The organism is Actinomycetota bacterium (assembly GCA_035536535.1).
GTDB lineage: Bacteria > Actinomycetota > JAICYB01 > JAICYB01 > JAICYB01 > DATLNZ01.
Genome location: DATLNZ010000032.1, coordinates 1 through 5543, shown reverse-complemented (window position 1 = coordinate 5543; position 5543 = coordinate 1). Strand labels below are relative to the sequence as shown.

The following is a 5543-nucleotide window of genomic DNA, read 5'->3' as shown; positions in this document are numbered from 1 at the left end:
GCTGAAGGGGTCGTCCGGAAGCTGAACAGTGGAGGAGGCGGACATGTGGATCTGGCTTGCGCTGGTGGGAGCGGTGGCTGCGGCCCTTTTGGGACTGAGGCTCGGGGGCCTCTACGTGCTGCTGGTCCTGCCGGCGGTGCTTATGGTGGTCGCGCTGTTCGCGGGCTGGAAGTCGCGGCGGGCGCCGGGCGGAATCGTCAAGCCTCCATCTGCGGATCGCTGACCGGGGGCTGTGGCCGAATTCCTCAGCCCTTGCGCTTGCGGATCTCCTCCACGACCTGCGGCAGGACCTTCAAAACGTCACCCACCACGCCCAGGTCGGCGATGGACAGGATCGGCGCCTCCGCGTCCTTGTTGATCGCGATTATGTTGCGCGACTCCTTCATCCCGACCTGGTGCTGTGAGGCTCCGCTGATGCCGCACGCGATGTAGACCTGCGGCTTGACGGTCTTGCCGGTCTGGCCGATCTGCTTGTTGTATCCGACCCATCCGGCGTCCACGACGGCGCGCGTGGCCCCCACCGCCGAGCCTGGGATCTCGGACGCGATCTGCTCCAGCAGGTCGAAGTTCTCAGGTTTGCCCAGCCCCCGGCCCCCAGCAATGACGACCTTGGCGTCCTCGAGCTTGGGACCCTCGGCCTCCTCCTGGTGGCGCTCGGTCCGCCGGGCCTTGAGCTCCGACTCCGGGATCTGGACGTCCACGGGGCGCACTTCCGCCGTGCCTTCCGCCGGCTCGGCCGGAAAGGACTTCGCCCGCACCAGGACGATCTTGGGGTCCGGCCCGGACAGCGCCACGTCCACGATCTTCTGTCCGCCGAAGATCTGCGTCTGCGCGCGGTCCACGGCCAGGACGTCGCTCGCATTGCTCATGACGGTCGATCCCGTGCGGGCGCCCAGTCGCGCAGCGATGTCACGGGAGTCGTAGTCGGTGGAGAAGAGGATCAGGTTCGGCTGCTCGCGCGACACGAGCTCGGCCAGCGCGTGTGCGGCCGGCTGCGCGAGGAACTCCGCGAACACCTTCTCTTCGGACGCGTAGACGGCGGTCGCGCCGTGGCGTCCGAGCTCCTCGGCCCCCTTGGTGGCTCCGGGTCCGAGCGCAACGGCCTCCACGGTCCCGCCCAGGGACCTTGCCTTCGTCAGCATCTCCAGCGTCGTGGACGTCGGCTGGCCGTCCTCGGACACCTCAGCGAAAACCCAGATCTTCGACATGTCAGATCACCTTGGTCCGGACGAGGAAGTCCGCGATCTTCGCGGCGGCCGTCCCGTCGTCTTCGATGATTTCTCCGGATGCGCGCTGCGGCGCCTCTGTGATCTCGGCCACCGTCTGCGACTCCTGCGTGTGCTGGGGGTCCAAGCCCAGGTCGGCCACGGCCAGCTGGTCCACCGGCTTGGACTTGGCTCCGACGATCCCCTTGAACGACGGGTACCGAGGCTCGTTGACACCGGCAGTGACCGTGATGAGAACCGGAAGCGGGCACTCGACCACGTCGTAGCCCTTTTCGGTCTGGCGGTGCATTAGCAGGGCCGAGTCCTTGACTTCCAGGTGCTTGGCGAAGGTGGCCTGGGGGATGTCCAGCAGCGCGGCGAGCATTCCGGGGACGACGCCGGAGTAGCCGTCGGTGGACTCGACGCCCGCGATCACGAGGTCGAAGGGGTTGCGCTTGATCGCCGCCGCGAGCACCCGCGCCGTTACCAGCGCGTCGGAGTTGACGAGCGACTCGTCGCTGACGAGCACTCCCTTGTGAGCGCCCATCGAAAGCGCTTTGCGGATGGCCTCCATCGCCTGCGGGGGGCCCATCGACACGACGGTGACCTCGCCCCCGTTCGCCTCGGCGAGCTGCAGTCCGGCCTCTACGCCGAACTCGTCACCGGGGTCCAGAACCGCGGCCAGCCCCTGCCTTTTGAGCCGGTTGCCGTCCAGCTGCGGGGGCAGGTTCGGGTCGGGTACCTGCTTCACACACACGACGATGTTCATCGAGCCGGAGCACCTGCTTTCCTGGGGTCGGGGGGTCCCGGGCCGAGCCGGGGTACGTGCTAGGGGGGATTCTTACACAGCGGAATCAGGAGCGGCACCCGGTCGCTTCGCGAAGCTGCTGTTTGCGCAAGGGGCCCCCTTGCGAGACGGGCGCACGATCAGCCTGACTGACGTCGTGCGAGAAGGTCTCTGACCTCTGGGACGAGATCGGTTGGCACCTGGATCATCGTTTGGCCGTCTGAGGAGTACGCGGCTTCGTCCTCCGCGACGGCTTCCTCGTCGGTTTGGCTCTCGTAGTGCTCAAGCACGCGGCGAACGCGCTCTTCGCTCCACCCCGGCGGGAGCCTGTTCTCAGCTTTCATCGGCCCCTCATTCTACGGCGCAACGCCCAGGCCACTCGTCCGCTCACGACGTATGCCGTGATCACAAAGATGGACGGGGGTGTCGGATCGCGCACGTAAATAATCCGCAGCAGGCGCCCCCCTTCAGTTCGGCCGATGGCGACCCTGGTCTCATCCGCCCCCTGGCGGTCCTCGATGGGTGCCGATAGCACCTCAGCGACCTCGGTCTCGCTTACGCCGTGCAGGTAGACGTGGGGATCGCCCGTCTCTTCGTCGATGAAGAAGCGGATTTCCATCCAGCGAGCGTAGGACCAGACACCGACCTCGCGACTACCTCAGGTCCTCACCTACCGCGCATCCGCCTCTTACAGTTCATGGCGCTCCGTGGGCTCGTCCTGCTGCTTGTCGTCGGTGATGAACGAAAAGCGCCCGTCGGGCTCCAGGATCGCCACCCGGACCTTGGTCAGGTCGTCGATCCCATGGCTGCGGGCGGCCTCCATCAGCTCGTCTGTCGGAATCCGCTCGATGTTCAGCGCGTCCTGGATCACCTGTCCGTCGCGCATGACCACAACCGGGAACCCGGCGATGACGTCCTCGGCCCGGCGCCAGCGGAACCCGGTGTAGGAGAAGACCAGGATCCAGAAGGCGATCGTCCCGACGGCCATCACGGCCCCCGTCAGGGACATGTCCTCCTGGGTCACACCCTGCTGGACGAGGTCACCCATCGTCACCAGCAGCACCATCTCCAGCGCGGTCATCTCGGCCAGCTCGCGCTTGCCCATCGCGCGCGTCAGCACCCACAGGAAGAAGAAGACGAAGGTGGCCCGGAGAACGATCTCCATCTACGGAGCCACCCTCGTGACGTAGGACACCGACACCACCGCGCGATCGTCCTCGAATACGACGCTGCGGCCGCGCGCGCCGGATTGCCGCGCCGGTTCCAGCCTTGCGTCGAAGGAGATTTCCAGCGAGTCTCCGTCCGGGGGCTCGAACTCCCACAGGAGCAGCCCGTTCGGGCCCGTCGTGGAGGACGAAGGCTCGGGGTCGATGCCGTTTTCGTCGAAGATGTCGAAGTAGGACGCCGACACCCCCACGGTCACGGGACCGTCGAAACCGCCCGGCTTGCGCACCGTCAGGGCCCACGGAGTGGCGAGCCCCGGACGAGTGATCGTCGCGTACTCCTGCTCGAGGGTGTAGCCGCCGAACGAGGCGGACACGGTCCTGGTCCGGACCCCGAACGCTCCGGCGAGCGACAGCGCTAGGAAGACGAACAGCACCCCCAGGGCTACGCGGCGAAGCGTCCGCGCGCGCTTGAGGCGGGAGATCGGCTGGGGGTCGGGGGCGGTGGATGTGCCGGTGTCTCCCCCCGCGCGCTTGGCCGTCACGCGATGCAGCCTTGCAGCAGGTGAGGACACGGTGCGACGGCTGTGTACTAGTGTTGCGTTTGTCTATACATGAGCCACCTTTCCCGCCGCTTTTGGCCGTCCTGCGTCGTCCTCGTCGCCCTTCTTGCGGCGCTGACGTCGCCTGCGCCTGCGCTTGCCGCGGGTGGGATGAGGGTTCCGTCCAGGGGGACGATCGGCAGCACGGGGCTTTTCCTGTCCTGCCGCAGCACCTCTTCGTCGGTCTCCACTACGCGCTACTACGACCAGCGCAACAGGCTGAGGACCTGGGACTGCGGCCCCGGCCGCCGCGCGCACAAGGGCGTGGACATCCTCGGCTCCCGGACCCCCGGTGTGACTCCCGTGGTCGCGGCGGCGCCGGGAGTGGTGTGGAGCGCCGAGCGGGGCAACGGCATGGGCTGGCGCGTGGTCCTTCGCCATGCGCGCAACACCGGCGGCAATGGGCTGTACACGTACACGATCTACGGACACATGGGCGACTGCGCGTCCGGACGAAGCCTCATCGCACGGGGGATCACTCCGGGGACGACGGTGTCTGCCGGACGCCTGCTCGGCTATCAGGGCGACGACAGCTACCCGTCCGGATGCGCCGGACGAAGCCACGTGCACTGGGAGGTCCGGGCGTACCCCTCGTCGGTGTCCAACGTGTTCCTTGCCACCCCGGCAAGTCCGGACTTCTACACCGGTCTGCAGCTGACCAACGGCGACCCGGCCCCCGTCCGCTCGGTCTGAGCTCGGTTCTGAGCCCCTCGGGTGGGGCTGCCGGGTGAGGCACACTTAGGTATGTCCCAGTCCCGCGCCGCCGCCATCGGTCCGCTTCGAGCGGCGCTGTCCCGGCTCATGGGCACCCCGGGAGGCGATGGCGACGCGCCCGAGGAGCTGCGTCCGCTGCTGGAGTCCCTGCGGCGCCGGCACCCGGGCGCGGACCTGGCGGACGTGATCCGCGCCTACCGCGTCGCGCACGCGATGCACGCCGGACAGCTGCGCAAGTCCGGTGAGCCGTTCATCACGCACCCGCTCGGGGTCGCGGTGATCCTCGCCGACATCGGCCTCGACGTCACGTCCGTAATCGCCGCCCTGCTGCACGACGCAGTGGAGGACACCGACGCGTCTCTCGAGGAGCTGCGCGAGGGGTTCGGCGAAGAGGTCGCCGAGATCATCGACGGCCTCACGAAGATCGCGAAGATCGGATTCACGTCCGTCGAGCACGCGAAGGCCGAGAACTACCGCAAGATGATGGTGGCGATGGCGCGCGACGTCCGCGTGATCATCGTCAAGCTCGCCGACCGGCTGCACAACATGCGCACCCTCGGCGCCCTGCCCCCGGAGAAGCAGGAGCTCAAGGCCAGCGAGACCCTTGAAATCTACGTCCCTCTGGCCAACCGCCTCGGTATGGCGCAGATGAAAACCGAGCTCGAGGACCTCGCCTTCCGGTACCGCTACCCCAAGCGCTACCAGGAGGTGGTCGACCTAACCGAGCGCCGCCAGCCGGAGCGCGACCGCACCCTGCAGACGGTGTGCGTTGACCTGCGCGAGCACCTGGAGACGGCCAAGATCCGAGCGGACGTGACCGGCCGCGCCAAGGACTATTACTCGATCTACCAGAAGATGGTCGAAAGGGGCCGAGAGTTCGACGAGATCCTGGACCTCGTCGGCATCCGGATCCTGGTCGAGCAGATGCCCGAGTGCTACGTGGCCCTTGGCGTCGTGCACGCGCTGTACGTCCCCATCCCGGGGCGCCTGAAGGACTACATCGCGCAGCCGAAGTTCAACATGTACCAGTCGCTGCACACCACGGTGATGGGGCCCGGCGGCAAGTCGCTTG

9 protein-coding genes are annotated in these 5543 nt (G+C 67.4%); 3 read left to right on the top strand and 6 right to left on the bottom strand.

What is annotated here, in order from left to right:
* Nucleotides 1-43 precede the first annotated feature (43 nt).
* Complete coding sequence (locus tag VNE62_02260) at nucleotides 44-223, top strand: hypothetical protein (protein ID HVE91111.1); 180 nt, start codon at nucleotides 44-46, stop codon at nucleotides 221-223.
* Nucleotides 224-245: 22 nt separating this feature from the next.
* Here the strand turns inward: VNE62_02260 and VNE62_02255 are convergent, their stop codons facing one another.
* From VNE62_02255 to VNE62_02230, 6 genes are all read right to left on the bottom strand, one after another.
* A complete protein-coding gene (locus VNE62_02255) occupies nucleotides 246-1208 on the bottom strand; it encodes an electron transfer flavoprotein subunit alpha/FixB family protein (GenBank protein ID HVE91110.1) in 963 nt (320 codons plus the stop codon).
* A 1-nt stretch (nucleotide 1209) separates the two neighbouring features.
* A complete protein-coding gene (locus tag VNE62_02250; protein HVE91109.1) occupies nucleotides 1210-1974 on the bottom strand; it encodes an electron transfer flavoprotein subunit beta/FixA family protein in 765 nt (254 codons plus the stop codon).
* Between the two features lie 158 nt (nucleotides 1975-2132).
* Nucleotides 2133-2336: a hypothetical protein gene (locus VNE62_02245; GenBank protein ID HVE91108.1), complete on the bottom strand. Its 204-nt coding sequence runs from the start codon at nucleotides 2334-2336 to the stop codon at nucleotides 2133-2135.
* A complete protein-coding gene (locus VNE62_02240; GenBank protein HVE91107.1) occupies nucleotides 2333-2611 on the bottom strand; it encodes a hypothetical protein in 279 nt (92 codons plus the stop codon). Before VNE62_02240 ends, VNE62_02245 begins: the two co-directional genes overlap by 4 nt.
* Before the next feature lie 69 nt (nucleotides 2612-2680).
* Nucleotides 2681-3157, bottom strand: coding sequence for a YetF domain-containing protein (locus tag VNE62_02235; GenBank protein ID HVE91106.1), 477 nt, complete (start codon nucleotides 3155-3157; stop codon nucleotides 2681-2683).
* A complete protein-coding gene (locus VNE62_02230; GenBank protein ID HVE91105.1) occupies nucleotides 3158-3700 on the bottom strand; it encodes a hypothetical protein in 543 nt (180 codons plus the stop codon).
* 69 nt (nucleotides 3701-3769) lie between these two features.
* Here VNE62_02230 and VNE62_02225 point away from each other — a divergent pair, with 69 nt between their 5' ends.
* Together VNE62_02225 and VNE62_02220 are read left to right on the top strand one after the other, a co-directional pair.
* Complete coding sequence (locus tag VNE62_02225) at nucleotides 3770-4450, top strand: M23 family metallopeptidase (GenBank protein ID HVE91104.1); 681 nt, start codon at nucleotides 3770-3772, stop codon at nucleotides 4448-4450.
* A 51-nt stretch (nucleotides 4451-4501) separates the two neighbouring features.
* Nucleotides 4502-5543, top strand: a 1042-nt coding sequence (locus VNE62_02220; protein HVE91103.1) for an HD domain-containing protein, incomplete at its 3' end; no start/stop codon positions are given.